This window comes from Steroidobacter sp. (genome assembly GCF_036406195.1).
In the GTDB taxonomy this organism is placed as follows: Bacteria; Pseudomonadota; Gammaproteobacteria; order Steroidobacterales; family Steroidobacteraceae; genus Steroidobacter.
This window is the reverse complement of record NZ_DASWVW010000011.1, coordinates 1-17,902: the sequence shown is the minus strand read 5'-3', so window position 1 is coordinate 17,902 and position 17,902 is coordinate 1. Positions and strand designations below refer to the sequence as shown.

Here is a 17,902-nt window from a genome sequence, read left to right as displayed (position 1 = left end):
GACGGAAGTGAATGTGGTTGATTCGCACCCTTTGTAATAGATCGGGAAACCATATGACTCGAGTACGTAGTTTTGCCGTCGCGCTTTCTCTCGCCCTGGGAGCCGCTGTCCCCGCGGTGAGCCTGCTGGCCCCGGCGGCACAGGCCGCCGAGCAGGAAAGAAAGATCACCACCAAGGCGGTCGCCACGCCGCTGAAGGCCGCCCAGGAGGCCATGCAGAAGAAGCAGTGGGACACGGCACTCAGCGAAATCAGGAAGGCCGCCGCGGTCGAGAAGAAGACCCCGTTCGAGGCCTACCAGATCGACGAGTTCATGGGCTACGTGCTCATTCAGCAGAAGAAGTTCGGCGAAGCGGCCCCGGTGTTCGAGCGCATGCTCAACTCCGGCATGGTGCCGGCCGAACAGGTCGACGAGCGCACCAAGACGGTGGCGCAGCTGTACTTCCAGGTGAAGGACTATGGCAAGGCCGCGCAATGGGCCCGGAAGTGGCTGGAGAAACATCCGAACACCGAGGACATGGGCATCCTGCTGGGCCAGTCGCAGTACCTGTTGAACGACTTCAAGGGCGCGGCGGCCACCATGACCAACGTCATCAACAATGCCGAGAAAGCCGGCCGCAAGCCCGACGAGAACTGGATCCAGATCGTCATGAGCTCGCATTTCAAGCTGGATAACAGGGACGGCATCGGCGAAGCGCTCAAGAAGATGGTTCGCTACTACCCCAAGGACGAGTATTGGGAGAACCTGCTGGACATCTATCGCCGCAAGGCCCAGGGCGACCGCATGACCCTCGGCTACTACCGCCTGATGAACGAGGTGGGCGTGCTCAAGGACAAGGGTGACATGGTCGAAATGGCGCAGCTCGCCATGGACGCGGGCGTGCCCGGCGAAGCCCAGGAAGTGGTGCAGAAGGGCATGAACGCCGGCACGCTCAAGAGCGGCGACAAGACCGAGCAGGGCCGTTATGACCGCCTGCTGGCCGGTGCCAAGAAGCAGTCGGATCTCGACAAGGCGGAGCTCGGGCAGCTGGCTGCCGCGGCGGAGAAGTCCACCTCGGGCCAGGCGCTGGTAGCGCTGGGCCAGGCCTACCTGAGCTATGGCGAGATCGACAAGGCCATCGCCGCCCTGCAGAAGGGCGTGGGCATGCCCGGTGTCACCGACATCGACGAGGCCCAGATCAGCCTTGGCATCGCCTACCTGAAGAAGGGCCAGAAGGACCAGGCTCGCAAGGCCTTCGACGCCGTCAAGAACGACTCCAAGTGGAACGACCTGGCCGACCTGTGGGTCATTCGTACCCAGTCGGCCTGATAGTCGACCTGACCTGATCTGAACCGACATAACGTCGTTTCCCAAAGCCCGGCCTTGGCCGGGCTTTGTCGTTTGGGCCGCCCGCACGGCGATTCAGGCTAGAATTCCAGCCTGCGAGCCCCCAGCACTGACCGTCGGAGCGAGTCCCCAGCGTGAGCGAATTCAAAGGCATTCCCATCGTCCGCAGCGGCGACAAGTACCGCACACCGCAGGGCTTCAGCGCCATCAAGGACGGCATCAAGGCGGCTGCGGGGTCCAGCTCCATCGAGTTCGGCCGCAAGCCGCAGTGGCTGCGCGCCCCGATGCCGGCCGGCCGCGGCTTCGATGCCGTCAAGAGCACGGTGAAAGAACACCGGCTCGCCACGGTCTGCGAAGAAGCCAAGTGTCCGAACATCGGCGAATGCTGGAACGCCGGCACCGCCACGATCATGCTCATGGGCGCGGTCTGCACGCGCGCCTGCCGCTTCTGTGCCGTCGATACCGGCAACCCTCATGGCTGGCTGGATGCGGACGAGCCGGCCAACAGTGCCCGCACCGTGCAGCTGATGAAGCTGAAATACGTCGTGCTCACTTCGGTGAATCGCGACGACCTGCCCGATGGGGGCGCTGCCCACTTCGCGGCGTGTGTGCGCGAGATCAAGGGCCTCAATCCGAATACCGCCGTCGAGGCGCTGACCCCGGACTTCCAGGGTGTCATGCAGGATGTCGAGACGGTCGTGTCGAGCGGTCTCGACGTGTTCGCCCAGAATGTCGAGACGGTGCGCCGCCTCACTCATCCGGTGCGCGACCCGCGCGCCAGCTACGAACAAACATTGGCCGTGCTCGGCCACGCCAAACGATTCCGTCCCGATGTATTGACCAAGACGAGCCTGATGCTCGGCCTCGGCGAAACGGATGAAGAGATCGCCACCGCGATGGACGACATGCGTGCGCAGGGCGTGGATATTCTCACGCTCGGCCAATACCTGCGGCCGACGCCGAATCACCTGGCTATCGAGCGCTGGGTCACGCCGGCGGAGTTCGAGCGTTATCGCGAGTGGGCGCTGGAGAAGGGATTCCTGGAGTGCGTGTCGGGCCCGCTGGTGCGTTCCAGCTATCGCGCCGAGCGGGCGCTGGAAAGAAACAATGCGGGGTTGAAGCCGGCGGTTAGCGGTTAGGGGTTGGTGAAGACAATCACTGACGACCATCGTGCCATCCTCCGATCTCATTTCTGTTCCGGACCAACCGCCAACCGCTAACCGCCAACCGCTGGTGCGCTGGTTGGGCCGCGTCGACTACGAGCCCACGTGGCGAGCGATGCAAACGTTCACCAACGAACGTGGCCCGGACACGCCCGACGAGATCTGGTTTCTCGAACATCCTCCCGTTTTCACGCTGGGCATGAATGCCGCGCCGGAGCACGTGCTCGCGCCCGGCGACATTCCCGTGGTGCAGATCGATCGCGGCGGCCAGGTCACCTATCACGGGCCGGGACAGCTCGTGGTCTATCCATTGCTCGATGTGAAGCGAGCCGGCCTCGGTGTGCGTCAGATGGTGACGGCACTGGAGAACGCCATCATCGATCTGCTCGCATCGTGGAACATCACCGCGGTTGCCAGGCGCGAGGCGCCGGGTGTGTATGTGGACGGGCGCAAAGTTGCGAGCATCGGGCTGCGGATCCGGCGGGGCAGCAGCTATCATGGGCTCGCGTTCAATGTTGCGATGGATCTCCAGCCGTTCCAGCGCATCAATCCCTGCGGCTATCGTGGCCTGGAAGTGATCGATCTGCGCTCGCTGGGCGTGAACGCAGGTGTGCAGGAAGTTGCGGATGCGTTGGCACCGCGGCTACTTGCATCATTGCGGCTGACGCCGAGCGTCGGCTGATCTTCTTCCATCTTCGTCAGTGCGCGTCGCTTCAGGACGCGACGTTTCAGGATAGTCACATGCGTGCAGTCGTTCTCAGCAGCTATGGGTCGCCTCCTGTCATGTCGGTGCAGGACATCTCTGCGCCGACATTGAAGCCCGGTCACGTTCGTTTGCGCGTGCACGCGGTCGGCTTCGGATTTCCCGATGCGTTGATGGTGGCAGGCAAGTATCAAGTGAAGCCGGAGGTGCCGTTTACGCCGGGCACCGAAGTGGCGGGCGTGATCTCTGACGTCGCCGCTGATGTCACGGAGTTCAAGCCGGGGCAGCGGGTGTTGGCGCTGCTGGCGCAGGGCGGCGGCCTGGCCGAGCAATGTATCGCTCCGGCGCAGGTGCTCATTCCACTCCCGGAGTCGATGAGCATGACGGCTGCGGCGGGGTTTCTCGTCAACTACGGCACCACGTATCACGCGTTGAAGCAGCGAGCAAACATTCAGCCGGGTGAAACATTGCTAGTGCTGGGCGCGGCTGGCGGCGTGGGTTTGGCTGCGATCGAGATTGGCAAGGCGCTAGGTGCGAGAGTGCTGGCGGCGGCGAGTACGCCGGAGAAGTTGGAGCTGGCGAAGCAACATGGCGCGGACGAGGTGTTCAATTACACGCAGGAGACGATCAAGGCGAAGGTGAAGGAGTTCACCGGGGATCGAGGCATCGATGTTGCGTATGATCCGGTCGGTGCGGACTTCGCGGAACAGGCTGTGAGGTCGATGGCGTGGAATGGACGCTACCTGGTGATCGGTTTTGCTGGAGGGAAGATTCCGGCGATCCCGTTGAATCTGCCGCTGCTCAAGGGCTGTTCAATTGTGGGCGTGTTCTGGGGAGCGCATACGCGCAAAGAGCCGGCGGTACACGCGGAGAACCTCAAGACCCTGTTTGAAATGTTCGAGAACGGGAAGATCAAGCCTCATGTCACGGAGTTGGCAGGGCTCGATCGGTTTACTGAAGCACTCGACGTTCTGAACACTCGGCGGTCGACGGGGAAGGTTGTTATTCGGGTCGCCGCGGATTGAAAGCGCTTGGCGTTTGATGCTTCGCGAAGAGGCGCGGTGGCTCGCAGCGGGAGGCTCAGGTAGGTCCTCCCGGCACCGCGCACCCGCCGTCGCCCGCTATCGCGGTCGGCGCTGCTTGCACATTGCGCTGCGCAGTCCCTGCTCCTCGCAAGCCCAGGGTGTACATCCATGTACACCCGCTCGGCGGAGCGAAGCAGTGCTTCGCTGAAAGACACCGCCGAGCCCGTATGGCTGCTGCCCCGACCAACATCCATGTTGGATCGAGGCTGCCGGGAGGACCTACCTGAGCCTCCCGCTGCCGATACGTGTGCGGTACGACCGAGCAAACAAGAATAAGAAGTAGTCTGCCCTGCGTGGCCTCTTTTTTTTCCTTGCCAAACCTCTTGGCGGCGCGGCGATTGTCAGCAGTGCGTCAGAGCACCACCATCACTCGCTCGTGCGCCGTCAGCTCTCGGTACAAATCATCCAACTGCTGCTTACTGTGCGCAGTGAACGTGCACGTGAGGCTCAGATAGCTGCCGCTAGTGCTGGGGCGTTCTTCGATCTTGTGGGGTTCGATGGGGCCGGTGTGCTTCTGGATGATGCCGAGCACGATGCTGCGGAAGTCGTCGGTGCGGCGGCCCATGACTTTCAGGGGGAAGTCGCAGGGGAACTTGAACAGGGTGTCGGAAGCGTCGGTCATGGGCACGATATGCGGCCGTGGCGCCAGCAAGTCAAGCTGGCGTATACGCCGGGGTGCCGGCCAATCGCTGACGCAGGTTCTCGAAGGACTCGCTCAGGCGCAGGTAGGCGGGGCCAGGGAGGCCCGTGCCGATGGGGGAGCCGTCGACGCAGGTGATGGGCAGCACGTCGCGGGTTGCGGCTGAGATCCATACCTCGTCGGCCGCGCGCAGCTCGGCGAGGGGAACGTCGCGAATTTCCACGGGCATCACACCGGTGGCGAGCGACAGGGTCGCATCGCGAGTCGTGCCGGGGAGGATGCGATGACTGTTGGGCGGTGTGATCAGCACGCCATCGCGGACGATGAAAATACTGGTGGACGCGCCTTCGAGCACCTGACCGTTGCGGATGATGATGGCCTCGTTCGCACCGGCATCCATGGCTTGCTGTTTCATCAGAACATTCGCCAGCAAGGCCGTGGTCTTGATGTCACAACGACCCCAGCGAAAATCCTCTACGGTGATGGCACTCAGCCCGGCTGCACGTTGAGCCTCTGTGAATACAGGCAGCGGCGATGCCATGGCGAACACAGTGGGTTTGACCACGGCGGGGAACGCGTGATTCCGGCCGAACTCCATGCCGCGCGTGACTTGCACATAGACGTACATGTCGCCACCGCCATTGCGCGCGATCAATCGTTCGAGGATGTCCTGCCACGCTGCGTGAGAGTGCGGGTTCTCCAGGCGTATCTCCTGCAGGCTGCGAGCCAGGCGGTCGAAGTGTTCGCAAAATAGAAACATTCGGCCGCCGAACACCGGCAGCACTTCATACACGCTGTCGCCGAACAGGAAGCCCCGGTCCAGTGGCGAGATGCGGGCATTGCGCAGTGCTACGTACTCGCCATTGAGGTAGCACTGCGGAAGTGGCTCGGCCATTTCAAGAAAGAACTGACTGGTGACTGATGACTGGTCAGAGAAGAACTATTGGAACCAGAGCTTCACGTCATCCGCGAGGCGGCCGAAGAAGCCGGCTTCCGGCACTTCCTGGGCGGGATGCAGCGGGTACGTGCCGATCACCTTGTCACCCAGCGTCAGACGCAACTGGCCAGCGGGTTTGGATGGCGACAACGGCGCGAACAGCGGGTTTGGCACGTCGGCGGCCGCGCCCAGCAGATTCTCCTGGCCGCGAGGAATGGTCACGTAGATGTCCTGGGTCACGTCCAGCGGCACTTCGTCCGCTGCTCCCTTCCAGACCTTGACGGTCATCACCGGTGCCTTGTTCGCGTACAGCTGGCGCGTTTGATAGAAGTTGAAACCGTAGTTGAGCAGGGCGGAGCTGGCGTCTTCACGCGCACGCACCGACGGCGAGCCCATCACCACGGAGATCAGGCGCATGCCATCGCGCTGCGCCGACGAGACCAGGCAGTAACCGGCGGACTCGGTGTGGCCGGTCTTCAGCCCGTCGACGCTCGGGTCGCGATCGAGCAGGCCGTTGCGATTCGGTTGCGTGATCTTGTTCCAGGTGAACGACCGCTGCGAGTACCACTTGTAATATTCCGGATATTCCTTGATCAGAGCCCGGGACAGCACCGCGATGTCGCGCGCTGTGGTGTAGTGCTCGGGGTGGGGCATGCCCGGGCTGTTCTGGAAGCGCGTGCCGACCATGCCGAGCTGCTGCGCGTATCTGTTCATCAAATCCACGAACACCGGCTCGCTGCCGGCGACGTGCTCGGCCAGCGCGACGGTGGCATCGTTGCCGGACTGCACGATCAGGCCCTGAATCAGATTCTCCACGCTGACCTGCGTGCCCACGTCGACGAACATGCGTGAGCCTTCCTGCGCGCGCGCGTGCGGGCTGATCGTCACCATGTCGGTGAGCTTGATGCGGCCGTCCTTGAGCGCATGAAACACGGCGTATGCCGTCATCAGCTTGGTGAGGCTCGCGGGCTCGAGACGTTCGTTCTCGTTGCTCGCGGTCAGTGGCTGGTCGCTGGCGTAGTCGAGCAGGATGTAGCCGCGGGCCTGCACTTGCGGGGGCGCCGGAATCGGCGGCGGTTTGACGCCGGAAGCATTGCTCAGTGCAGTGACATCGGGCAGCGGTGCGGCGATGGCGCGGTCAGCTACTGGCGATTCGGATTCTGAACAGGCGACCAGCGACAACGCAACGAGCAGCGTGGCGGCAAGCTTCAGCGGGACGGGCGTGGTTTCAGGCATGGTTTCGGCCCATGAACGATGTGAACGATTGAGTGGACAAGGTCGTAAGCGCAGGTGCGAGGCAAATTCTACCGAGCGAGGCCGCGCGAAAGTAGGCGAATTGTGGCAATCGTGTGCCCGCCGCCGGGCACACGGAAATGGATTGCGGGATCAATTGGCGGCGAGGCGAGCGTCGGACACGCCGAGCGCGCGCAGGCGCTGCACTACACGATCGAATTCGTTGACGCTCGGAATGGGCCCGACACGCACGCGGTACAGGGTCTTGCCGCCGACCTGGTCTTCTCGCACGAACGCGTTGTCGACGCCCTTGGAGCGCAACTGTCCCAGCAGCCGCGCGGCATTCGCTTCGGCTGCGAACGCGCCAGCCTGCACATACAAATCCGACGTGGCGGTCGGTGCCGGCGGCGGCGAGGCTTTTTGCATCGGCGTCAGAGCGCGTACTTCCACGAACGTCGTGCCCGCCTTGAGCATGTCGAGCTTGGCCGCCGCGGTATAGGACAGATCGATGATGCGCCCATCCTTGAACGGGCCGCGATCGTTGACGCGCACGATCACGTGCTTGCCGTTGCTCAGGTTGGTGACTTGTACATACGAGGGCAACGGCAACGTCTTATGCGCCGCCGTCATCGCGTACATGTCGTAACGCTCGCCGTTGGAAGTGCTGGCTGCGTGAAAGCCAGGCCCGTACCACGAGGCGACACCTCGCTCCAGATAGCCTTCAGCGCTATCGAGCACGAAGTAGCGCTTGCCCAGCACGGTGTAGAAGGGCGGATTGCCGCGAGCCGACTTGGGCTCGCTGCGCGGCACGGGCTCGGGAATGTTGTCGATCTCCGCCGGAATGGGCGACGGCGGCGGCAGGGACGGGTGCTTGGGAGGCTGAATGGGCCGCGAGATGCCGCAACCGGCGAGGATCAGAGCCAGCGCCAGGGGCAGCCAATTCAGCGCGGTCGGGAGTGTCGAGGGCAGTGTCGAGGATGGTCCGGCCTGCACTCTCATCTCTCGGCGTCCATCATGAAATTCTGAATGGCCTCGCCCAGGTCATGCACCGCCATCGCGTACATGGGACTGCGGTTGTAACGAGTGATGACATAGAAGTTGTTGAAGCCTACCCGGTACACCGGTCCCTCCTTGCCCTGTGCCACGATCAGCATCGCCGGCGCGTCCGGCGGCAGCTCAGTCTCAAACCTCACGCCCTTGTCGCGTAATGATTGCACGGTCTCGTTCAAAGCCAACTTGACGTCGAACCGCGACATGTCCGGGTCGTTCAGCGTGGCGTTCACCACCACCTGCTGGCCGTTCACCCAGCCGTGGTCGGTCAGGTAATTGGCGATCGAGGCCACCACGTCGTCCCAGCTGTTCCACAGGTCGCGATGGCCGTCGCCATCGCCGTCCACCGCCCATTTGCGGTAGCTCGAAGAAATGAACTGCGCCGCGCCCATGGCGCCTGCGTAGGAGCCGAGCGCGCTGGCCGGATCGACTTTTTCCTCGCGCGACAACAGCAGGAATTCCTGCAGCTCGCTCAGGAAGAAGGCGCCGCGCGGCGGATAATCAAAGCCCAATGTCACCAGCGCGTCGAGCACTTTGTAGCGCCCGGTGATGCGGCCGAACGAGGTTTCCACGCCGAGGATGCCGACGACGACGTCCGCGAGCTGCGGGTCGGGAATCTGCTTGAGCTTCTCGCCGTGCGCGAGCCAGAAGTCCGCGCCTTGATTGATGCGCTTCTCGGTGAGGAAACGATCGCGATACTCGTGCCACGGCACCACGCGCTCGGCGGGCCGGCTGATGGCATCGAGAATGGGTTGCCTGGTCTCGGCGCTCTTCAACAGCGCTTCGAGCTTGGCCTTCTCGAAACCGTGATCGCGCGTCATGGTCTCGATGAAGGAGCGCACCTCGGGACGCTTGATGTCGAAGGCTTGCGCCGGCGCGCTCGCGGCCAACAAAACAATGGGGGACAGCAGCGCCAGGGACTGTAGATTCTTCAGCACGATCAGCTTGTAACCCGCGAGGCGGCCAACGAGTCGGTTATCGACGACAGGGACATTCTCAACGGCTCACGAGTTTCCGCTTCGCGCACAAGGACATGAGAATACCGAAACCTGCCATGAGGGTCACCATTGCAGTGCCGCCATAGCTGATGAAGGGCAGCGGCACGCCCACCACCGGCAACAGGCCCGTGACCATGCCGGTGTTGACGAACACATACACGCAGAACGTCAGCGCCAGACTGCCGGAAGCCAGCCGCGAGAATGTGTCGTGTGCGGTGGCTGCCAGATACAGCGAGCGGCCGATGACGAACAGGAACAACAGGATCACGGTGATCAGCCCGATCAGTCCCCATTCCTCGCCGATCACCGCGAAGATGAAGTCGGTGGAGCGTTCGGGGAGGAACTCCAGCTGCGCCTGGCTGCCGTTGAGATAGCCCTTGCCGAAGATGCCGCCCGAGCCGATCGCGATCTGCGACTGGATGATGTGATAGCCCGAGCCGAGCGGATCGCTTTGTGGATCGAGGAAAGTGAGCACACGTTGCTTTTGATAGTCGTGCAGCAGGAAGTGCCACGCGACCACGGCGACCGGCACCAGCAAGCTCACCACCCCGAGGATGTAGCGAAGCTGCAGCCCCGCGAGCAGCACGACCATGCCGCCTGCGGAGGCGACCAGCAGCGACGTGCCCAAGTCCGGCTGCTCGGCGATGAGCAACGTGGGAATGCCGATGGCCAGCGCCAGCACCAGCAGCGATGTCAGGCTCGGCGGCAACGGGCGCTCGTGCAGAAACCAGGCGCACGCCAGCGGTACCGCGAGCTTCATGAGCTCGGAAGGCTGGAAGCGCACGATACCCAGATCGAGCCAGCGCTGCGCGCCCATGGCAATGTCGCCGGTCACCATCACCAGCAGCAGCATGATCAATCCCGCCACATACGCCACCGGAGCGGAGTTGCGAATGATCCGAGGCGGCACCTGGGCCAGCATGATCATTGCCACCAGGCCGAGTGCGAAGCGCGCCAGTTGCGCTTCGAGCATGTCCAGGCTGCTGCCCGATGCGCTGAACAGCACGATGCTGCCGACGGCGCCAACCATGCACAGCGCGATGAACAGCGGACCGTCGAGATGCAGCGCGAACAGCAGGCGTGCAGTGCCCGTCAGCGTGCGCTGAGTGCGCGATGTCTCCAGTGCGTCCAGGCTCATTCGGTCTCTCCTGGTTGCGGTCTGGCCACGGGCGGCGCTGGCTTGCGCTTGGCGTCCTGTTCCGCCAGCTGTTCGGGAGTCAGCAAATAAGCATCGAGGATGCGGCGCGCAATCGGAGCGGCATACGCCGAACCGCCGCCCGGCGCGTTCTCGACGATGACCGCGACCGCAATGCGCGGTGCCTCGACCGGCGCGAACGCGACAAACAGGGCGTGATCGCGCAGATGCTCGGCGAGCTCGCCCGCCTTTTTCATTTTTTCGTTGGCGGCCACCGTGTACACCTGCGCAGTGCCGCTCTTGCCCGCAATCTTGTACTGCGCGTTCGCAGTCGCGCCTCGCGCGGTACCGTAAGGAGCATTGGCCACGTCGTACATGCCGCCGATCGCAACGTCCCAGGCGGCTGGGTCGTTCACGTGCGCGGGAGGCAGCGGCGACGGCTTCAATTCGGTCACTTGGCCCGTCGTCACGTTACGGACGGCGCGTACCAGTCTCGGCTTGAAGCGTTGTCCGCGGTTGGCGATGGTGGCCGTGGCGTGCGCCAGCTGCAGCGGCGTGGCCGTCATGTAGCCCTGGCCGATGCCGATGCTGATGGTGTCGCCGGGAAACCAGATCTGTGCTTCTTTGCGGCGAAACGCGGTTCTTTTCCATTCCGTCGATGGCAACAGGCCGTTCTTTTCGCCGGGAATGTCGATGCCCGTGAGCTGGCCCATGCCGAACTGCGACAGATAGTCGTGGATGCGATCCACGCCCATCTGGTTGGCGACGTCATAGAAATAAACGTCGCAGGAAGTGGCGAGTGCCTTGCGCATGTCGACGTGGCCGTGGCCACCGGGCTTCCAGTCGCGCCAGGGCCGGCTGACGCCGGGCATGCGATAGGCGCCGCGGCAGAACACGGAGTGCGCCGGTGTCACGATGCCGTACTCGAGCGCGGCCAGCGCCATCATCGGTTTCACGGTCGAGCCTGGCGGATACACGCCGCGAATGACGCGGTCGTACATGGGCCGGTTGGGATCTTCGGTCAGCGCCAGGTATTCCGGACGCGTCAAACCGCGAGCGAACAGGTTTGGATCGAAGGCCGGCGTGCTGACGAAGGCGATGATGTCGCCGTTGGCCGGATCGATCGCCACGGCCGAGGCACGCTGACCGCGCAATGCTTCTTCCGCCGCCTGCTGCACTCTCTGGTCGATAGTGAGGAACAAATCGTTGCCGGCGACCGGCTCGCGCCGCTCCAGCTTGGCAGCTTCGTTGCCGATGCGCTCGACACTGCGGCCTTGAGCGTTCACCAGCAACTGCTGGAAGCCGGCTTTGCCGTGCAGCTGGTTCTCATACGCGTACTCGACGCCGTTCTTGCCGGTGAGCGTGGTGCCGGCGTAGTCGTCCATGTTGAGACGTTTCTTGTCTTCCTCGCTGATCGCGCCGACGTAGCCGATCGCGTGCACGCTGCTTTCGGCCAGCGGGTAGTAGCGAGTGAGGCGCGGCCGGATCTCGACACCTGGAAACTGGTGCCGACGTGCGGCGAACCGCGCCAGCTCCAGCTCGGTGAGCTGCAACTTGATGGGAACCGCGTCGAAGCTGCGCCGCCCGCGCAGATCGCGCTTGATGTTGGGGATGTTGTCCTCGTCGATCAGCCCGATCGCGGCGATGCCGCGCAAGGTCGCGTCGATATCGGAGACCTGTTCCTTGGTCAACTCCAATTGATAGGACGGCGCGTTGGTCGCCAGCGGCAGGCCGTTGCGATCGAGGATCAGGCCGCGGTTGGGGGGAATGGGCTCGATGCGGATGCGGTTGCCTTGCGAGAGCGCGGCGAAGTAGTCGTACTTGGCGACCTGCAGCCACACCAGCCGCGAGATCACCAGACCCATCGCGATCACCATGAGCACGGCCGCGATCACCGCACGCTGTTCGAACAGCTGCGTTTCGGAGACGTGATCCTTGATGCGGACGGAGCGAGCCATTGCTAGCCGGTGGCGAAGTTACCGGGTCCTCCGGTTCCAGGTGTCCAGAACGGCGACCAGAATCGGCCACAACATCGCGCCGCTGATCACCGGCAGCCAGCGCATCCAGGTCGTGACCGGCTGGCCGATGATGCCATCCAGCCAGAAGACGATGAACTGATACACGGCCAATAACATGAACACAGTCGCAGTCTGTTGCGACATCGGAAAGACCCGGAAGCGCAGCTGGTTTTTGTGCGTAATGTAAGCAACCACAAGGAACGCGAGCGCGTGCTGGCCGAGGATGATGCCCTTGAGCACGTCGATGGCCAGGCCGCAAAACCAGGCGAACATCAGGCCGGCGATGCGGGGTGCGCTCAAGGCCCAGTAAATCACCAGCAACAGCAGCAGGTCCGGCCGTGCCGCGTTGATCGGCTCGGGCAGCGGCAGCACCGCAAAGATGGCCGCCACGACGACCGTGAGCGTGACTCTCAAACGGCTGATTCGACCGTCACTCACGATGGCTCATCCGGCTCATTCTTGGGGTGGCTGAGTGGCTGGCGCCGGCGGACTCGAAGTCGTCGCCGGACTTGCGGCCGGGCGCGCCGCTGCTGGAGCGGCCGCCGAGGATTTCGCCGGTGGCGGCTTGCTGGTCGAGGCGGGCGCTTCGGCCGGCGGCGGCTGATCGGTCCAGAGCAACAGCACTTCGCGATCGCGGTCGAGCTGAGCCAGCGGCTTGGCTTCCACCAGCGCGAAAGTATCGGCCGCGTTGCGTTCCACTCGGGTCACGCGGGCCACCGGATAACCGGCTGGGAAGATGCCGTCGAGGCCCGAGGAGACCAGCAGGTCGCCAGTCCTCACGTCCGATTCCACGGTCAGGTACGGCAGGCTGAGCTTGTTCAGGTCGCCGGTGCCGACCGCGATCGAACGGATGCCGTTGCGGTTCACCTGCACCGGAATGGCGTGCTCGGCGTCGCTGATCAGGATGAGGGTGGAGGTGAACTTGTCGACCTGAACCACCTGGCCGAAGATGCCGAACGCGTCCAGCACCGGCTGATTCCTGAACACGCCGTCGTCGGCGCCCTTGTTGATGCGGATGCGGTGACGGAACGGATCGACGTCGACCCGCATGATCTCGGCGATCAGGGTCCGCCCGCCGACACCGGCGGACGCCTCGCGGACTGCCCGCAGCCTGAGGTTTTCTTCACGCAGCGAATCGAATTGCAGCAGCTTCACGCGTGCCGCGCGCAATTCTTCGGTCAGCTCGGCGTTTTCCGCCCGTAGCCGGGCCCGGTCGGCGAAGCTGCCGGTCAGCCAGCCCCAGAGCTGGCCGGGGGCCTGCACGACCGTATAGATCGGCGAAGCGGCCGCGCCCATCCACAGCCGCACCGTTTCCAGGTAATGGCCGCGGTGGTCGAGCATCATGACGGCGACCGACACCACGCCCAGGAAAAACAAGCCGGCGCCGAGCGGCGGGCCTCGGCCAATGATGTTCCGGCTATCGGAGCTGAGGGTCACCATGGGCAAAAGTGACTGGTGACTGGTGATGGATGATTAGGCAGAAATTCGCGAGTCCCGTACCGTTGGTTTCTCGGCCCGTGCGCAGAAGTCTCGAGCGGGCTATTCCAGATTGAACAGTGCCGGACCGTGCTCGTCGATGAGCTCCAGCATCCGGCCGCCGCCGCGGGCCACGCAGGTCAGCGGATCTTCGGAGACGACTACCGGCAGGCCGGTCTCTTCCATCAGCAGCTTGTCGATATCACGCAGCAGCGCGCCGCCGCCGGTGAGCACGATGCCGCGTTCGGCCACGTCCGCACCCAGCTCCGGCGGGGTCTGTTCCAGCGCCACCTTGACCGCACCGACGATGCCGGCCAGCGGCTCCTGCAGCGCTTCGAGGATTTCGTTGGAATTGAGCGTGAAGCTGCGCGGCACGCCTTCGGAGAGGTTGCGGCCCTTGACCGAAATCTCGTTCACCTGCTGGCCGGGGTAGGCCGAGCCGATCTCGATCTTGATCTTCTCGGCGGTGGCTTCGCCGATCAGGATGCCGTAGTTGCGGCGGACGTAATTGATGATGGCGTCATCGAAGCGATCGCCGCCGATGCGCACCGATGACGCATAGACGATGCCGTTCAACGAAATCACCGCGACTTCCGACGTGCCACCGCCGATGTCGAGCACCATCGAGCCGCGGGCTTCGTGCACCGGCAGGCCCGCGCCGACCGCCGCAGCCATCGGCTCTTCGATCAGGCGTACCCAGCGGGCACCGGCGCCTTCGGCCGATTCCTGAATCGCGCGGCGTTCCACCTGGGTGGAGCCGTAAGGCACGCAGATCAGCACGCGCGGGCTGGGGCGCATCAGACGATTGCCGTGCACCTTTTCGATGAAGTACTGCAACATCTTTTCGGTGACGGTGAAGTCGGCGATCACGCCGTCCTTCATCGGACGGATGGCGGTGATGTGGCCGGGCGTGCGGCCCAGCATGTTCTTCGCTTCCTGACCGACCGCTTCGATCTTCTTGCCGGCGCGGCCCGGCTCCTCGCGAATCGCGACCACCGAGGGCTCGTTCAGCACGATGCCCTTGCCGCGCACATAGATGAGGGTATTGGCGGTGCCCAGATCGATAGACAGATCGTTCGAGAAATACCCGCGGAGGTTTTTAAACATGGTTGTTGTGCGTCGAGCGTACGGGTCGACAGGCGCGAGAAAGGGGGGCAAAAAAGTTGCGGTACTCTAGCAACGGGTTTCACATAGCACAAGCTTTCAGGTGTATGATTGGCCCGCATTTTTCCAGGGATTTTCGCGGTCTTTGCGCGCTTCGTTAGTGCTTCGCCTCATGGCGGGTGCCAACTCGAGCGGCACGGCCTGCGATTTCATTCACGGTCTTTCATCGGAAACATTCGCCTCATGAGTCTTACTCGTCACGATGTGGAGAACATCGCGCACCTGGCGCGCCTCGCGCTCAGCGAGGAACAGCTGCCGGTGTACGTCGACAGCCTGTCGAAGATATTCGACTTCGTTGCGCAGCTCGATGCGGCGGACACCGCTTCGGTCGAGCCGATGGCGCACCCGCTCGCCGATCAGGTGCAGCGCCTGCGCCCGGATGAAGTGCTGGATACCGACCAGCACGTCAAATACCAGCGCAACGCGCCGCGCGTCGAAGCGGACCTGTACCTGGTGCCCAAGGTCATCGAATGACCCTCCGGCAGCGGTTAGCGGTTAGCGGTTCGCGGTTGGTGCGGACAGCGGACCGGGAGCCGACTTCCGTGTCTGACTAACCACCAACCGCTAACCGCCAACCGCTTTTTCCTAGTCACCATTCACTTCCGGTTCCAGCATGACCGAACTGCACCACCTGACCCTGGCCGAGCTCAACGAGGGACTGCGGGCACGCCGCTTTTCCAGCGTCGAGCTGACCAGGCACTACCTGGCGCGCATCGAGCGCCTGAACCCGACGCTGAACGCGTTGATTACCGTGACCGGCCAGCAGGCGCTCGCGCAGGCGCAACGCGCTGACGAGCTGCTGGCCGCGGGCGAGGCCACCAGTGCGCTGGCCGGTCTGCCGCTGATTCACAAGGACATCTTCTGCACGGACGGTGTATTGACCACGTGCGGCTCGCGCATGTTGTCCAACTTCGTCGCGCCCTATGACGCCACCATCGTGGAGCGGCTGTCGCAAGCCGGTGTCGTGATGCTCGGCAAGGCGAACATGGACGAGTTCGCGATGGGTTCGTCGAATGAGACCAGCTACTACGGGCCCGTCAAGAATCCGTGGGACCTGAAGAAGGTGCCGGGTGGCTCGTCCGGCGGGTCGGCCGCGGCCGTGGCTGCTCGCCTGGCGCCGGTTGCCACCGCCACCGATACCGGCGGCTCTATTCGGCAACCCGCCGCGCTCACCGGCCTCACGGGGTTGAAGCCGACCTATGGGCGCGTATCCCGATACGGGATGATCGCGTTCGCTTCCAGTCTCGATCAGGCGGGGACGCTGACCTTTACCGCGAAAGATGCCGCGATGGTTCTGCGTGACATGGCTGGCTTCGATCCGCGCGACTCGACGAGCGTGGATACGCCGGTCCCGGACTATCTCGCGACGCTGGATCAGCCGCTCGGCGGCTTGAAGATCGGCCTGCTCAAGGAGTTCTTCGAAGGCCTGGAAGCCTCCACCGCGAAGCTGATTCGCGACGCGCTGCAGGTGTACGAGCGCATGGGCGCCAAGCTGATCGAAGTGAGCTTGCCGAACCTGCCGTTGTCCGTGCCTACGTACTACGTGGTTGCGCCGGCCGAGTGCTCGTCGAACCTGTCGCGGTTCGATGGCGTGCGTTTCGGTCATCGCTGCGAGAATCCGAAAGACCTGCTCGACATGTACAAGCGCTCGCGCGGCGAAGGTTTCGGCGCCGAAGTGAAGCGTCGCATCATGACCGGCACGTATGTGCTGTCCGCCGGTTACTACGATGCTTATTACTTGCGTGCACAGAAGGTGCGGCGCCTGATCACCGACGACTTCGCGCGCGCCTTCGCCCAGGTCGATGTGTTGATGGGGCCGACGTCACCGACGCCCGCGTTCGACATCGGTGCCAAGGTCGACGACCCGATCACCATGTACTTGAACGACATCTACACCATCGGTGCCAACCTTGCGGGCCTGCCGGCCCTGTCGATTCCATGTGGCATGGTGGCCAATGGCGAGACGAATCTGCCGGTGGGCTTGCAGATCATCGGTCCGCACTTCGCCGAGGCGAAACTGCTGAACGTAGCGCACGGCTACCAGAAAGAGACGGCCTGGCACCGGGCCATTCCGAAGGATTACGAATGATGAGCTGGGAAACCGTCATCGGTTTGGAAATTCACGCGCAGCTGGCAACGCGCAGCAAGATCTTTTCCAGCGCCGCCACTGCGTATGGTGCCGCGCCGAATTCGCAAGCGAACCTGGTCGACCTGGGCTATCCAGGCGTGCTGCCGGTGCTGAATGGCGAAGCGGTGCGCATGGCTGTGAAGTTCGGTCTTGCCGTGGACGCGCAGATCGCGCCGCGTTCCATCTTCGCGCGCAAGAACTACTTCTATCCCGACCTCCCGAAGGGCTACCAGATCAGCCAATACGAGTTGCCGATCGTGCAGGGTGGGTTCCTCGAAATTCCCAAAAAAATAAGGATTACGCGGGCGCACCTCGAGGAGGACGCCGGAAAGTCGCTGCACGAAGCATTCCGCGGCATGAGCGGCATCGATCTCAACCGCGCCGGCACGCCGCTCCTCGAGATAGTCTCCGAGCCCGATCTGCGCGGCGCGCAGGAGGCGGTGGCGTATGCCAAGGCCCTGCATCGGCTGGTCACGTGGATCGGCATCTGCGACGGCAACATGCAGGAAGGCTCGTTTCGCTGCGACGCTAATGTCTCGGTGCGCAGGGCCGGAGAGAAGCTCGGCACGCGCTGCGAGATCAAGAACCTCAACTCCTTCCGCTTCATGGAGCACGCCATCGAGTACGAGGCGCGGCGCCAGATCGAGATCCTCGAAGGCGGCGGCAGGGTGGAGCAGGAGACGCGCCTCTACGACCCGGAGCGCGATGAAACCAGGTCGATGCGCACAAAGGAGGAGGCGCACGACTACCGCTACTTTCCCGATCCCGACCTGCTGCCCCTCGTGGTCGAGGAGAAGCTGGTCGAAGAGCTGCGCCGCGGCCTGCCGGAGCTGCCGGAGGCGAGGCG

General features: G+C 63.5%; 17 protein-coding genes. 7 read left to right on the top strand and 10 right to left on the bottom strand.

Annotation, left to right across the window (positions count from 1 at the left end; genetic code table 11):
* Window positions 1-53 precede the first annotated feature (53 nt).
* The 4 genes from VGE08_RS04115 (at window position 54) to VGE08_RS04100 (ending at window position 4,216) form a co-directional block, all read left to right on the top strand.
* A complete protein-coding gene (locus VGE08_RS04115; RefSeq protein WP_331066591.1) occupies window positions 54-1,307 on the top strand; it encodes a tetratricopeptide repeat protein in 1,254 nt (417 codons plus the stop codon).
* Window positions 1,308-1,459: 152 nt separating this feature from the next.
* The gene (gene lipA / locus VGE08_RS04110; protein WP_331066590.1) at window positions 1,460-2,464 is read left to right on the top strand and encodes a lipoyl synthase; all 1,005 of its coding nucleotides are present in this window, start codon (window positions 1,460-1,462) and stop codon (window positions 2,462-2,464) included.
* A 94-nt stretch (window positions 2,465-2,558) separates the two neighbouring features.
* Complete coding sequence (lipB, locus tag VGE08_RS04105) at window positions 2,559-3,170, top strand: lipoyl(octanoyl) transferase LipB (protein WP_331066589.1); 612 nt, start codon at window positions 2,559-2,561, stop codon at window positions 3,168-3,170.
* 59 nt (window positions 3,171-3,229) lie between these two features.
* Window positions 3,230-4,216: an NADPH:quinone oxidoreductase family protein gene (locus tag VGE08_RS04100; protein ID WP_331066588.1), complete on the top strand. Its 987-nt coding sequence runs from the start codon at window positions 3,230-3,232 to the stop codon at window positions 4,214-4,216.
* 412 nt (window positions 4,217-4,628) lie between these two features.
* Here VGE08_RS04100 and VGE08_RS04095 read toward each other — a convergent pair whose 3' ends face one another.
* The 10 genes from VGE08_RS04095 to VGE08_RS04050 form a co-directional block, all read right to left on the bottom strand.
* Window positions 4,629-4,898 carry a DUF493 domain-containing protein gene (locus VGE08_RS04095; protein WP_331066587.1) on the bottom strand — a complete coding sequence of 90 codons (270 nt, stop codon included), beginning with the start codon at window positions 4,896-4,898 and terminating at the stop codon, window positions 4,629-4,631.
* 31 nt (window positions 4,899-4,929) lie between these two features.
* Complete coding sequence (locus tag VGE08_RS04090; RefSeq protein ID WP_331066586.1) at window positions 4,930-5,811, bottom strand: D-amino acid aminotransferase; 882 nt, start codon at window positions 5,809-5,811, stop codon at window positions 4,930-4,932.
* Between the two features lie 45 nt (window positions 5,812-5,856).
* The gene (locus tag VGE08_RS04085) at window positions 5,857-7,089 is read right to left on the bottom strand and encodes a D-alanyl-D-alanine carboxypeptidase family protein (protein WP_331066585.1); all 1,233 of its coding nucleotides are present in this window, start codon (window positions 7,087-7,089) and stop codon (window positions 5,857-5,859) included.
* Window positions 7,090-7,239: 150 nt separating this feature from the next.
* On the bottom strand, window positions 7,240-8,079 hold the full coding sequence (locus VGE08_RS04080) for a septal ring lytic transglycosylase RlpA family protein (protein ID WP_331066584.1): 840 nt from the start codon (window positions 8,077-8,079) through the stop codon (window positions 7,240-7,242).
* A gap of 2 nt (window positions 8,080-8,081) precedes the next feature.
* Window positions 8,082-9,074, bottom strand: a complete 993-nt coding sequence (gene mltB / locus VGE08_RS04075; RefSeq protein ID WP_331066583.1) for a lytic murein transglycosylase B — start codon at window positions 9,072-9,074, stop codon at window positions 8,082-8,084.
* A gap of 58 nt (window positions 9,075-9,132) precedes the next feature.
* Complete coding sequence (gene rodA / locus VGE08_RS04070) at window positions 9,133-10,272, bottom strand: rod shape-determining protein RodA (protein WP_331066582.1); 1,140 nt, start codon at window positions 10,270-10,272, stop codon at window positions 9,133-9,135.
* Window positions 10,269-12,227 (bottom strand): penicillin-binding protein 2, encoded by a 1,959-nt coding sequence (gene mrdA / locus VGE08_RS04065; protein WP_331066581.1) that lies wholly within the window; start codon window positions 12,225-12,227, stop codon window positions 10,269-10,271. The genes rodA and mrdA overlap by 4 nt, the downstream gene beginning before the upstream one ends.
* An 18-nt stretch (window positions 12,228-12,245) precedes the next feature.
* Window positions 12,246-12,725, bottom strand: a complete 480-nt coding sequence (mreD, locus tag VGE08_RS04060) for a rod shape-determining protein MreD (protein WP_331066580.1) — start codon at window positions 12,723-12,725, stop codon at window positions 12,246-12,248.
* A 15-nt stretch (window positions 12,726-12,740) separates the two neighbouring features.
* Complete coding sequence (gene mreC, locus VGE08_RS04055; protein WP_331066579.1) at window positions 12,741-13,727, bottom strand: rod shape-determining protein MreC; 987 nt, start codon at window positions 13,725-13,727, stop codon at window positions 12,741-12,743.
* A gap of 99 nt (window positions 13,728-13,826) precedes the next feature.
* Complete coding sequence (locus tag VGE08_RS04050; protein ID WP_116812772.1) at window positions 13,827-14,870, bottom strand: rod shape-determining protein; 1,044 nt, start codon at window positions 14,868-14,870, stop codon at window positions 13,827-13,829.
* 240 nt (window positions 14,871-15,110) lie between these two features.
* On the opposite strand from VGE08_RS04050, the gene gatC reads away from it, so the two are divergent.
* The 3 genes from gatC to gatB form a co-directional block, all read left to right on the top strand.
* Window positions 15,111-15,401, top strand: a complete 291-nt coding sequence (gene gatC, locus VGE08_RS04045) for an Asp-tRNA(Asn)/Glu-tRNA(Gln) amidotransferase subunit GatC (protein ID WP_331066578.1) — start codon at window positions 15,111-15,113, stop codon at window positions 15,399-15,401.
* Between the two features lie 148 nt (window positions 15,402-15,549).
* Entirely contained in the window at window positions 15,550-17,016 is a 1,467-nt protein-coding gene (gatA, locus tag VGE08_RS04040) for an Asp-tRNA(Asn)/Glu-tRNA(Gln) amidotransferase subunit GatA (RefSeq protein WP_349258621.1), read from the top strand.
* Window positions 17,016-17,902, top strand: an 887-nt coding sequence (gene gatB / locus VGE08_RS04035) for an Asp-tRNA(Asn)/Glu-tRNA(Gln) amidotransferase subunit GatB (RefSeq protein WP_331066576.1), incomplete at its 3' end; no start/stop codon positions are given. The genes gatA and gatB, both read left to right, overlap by 1 nt.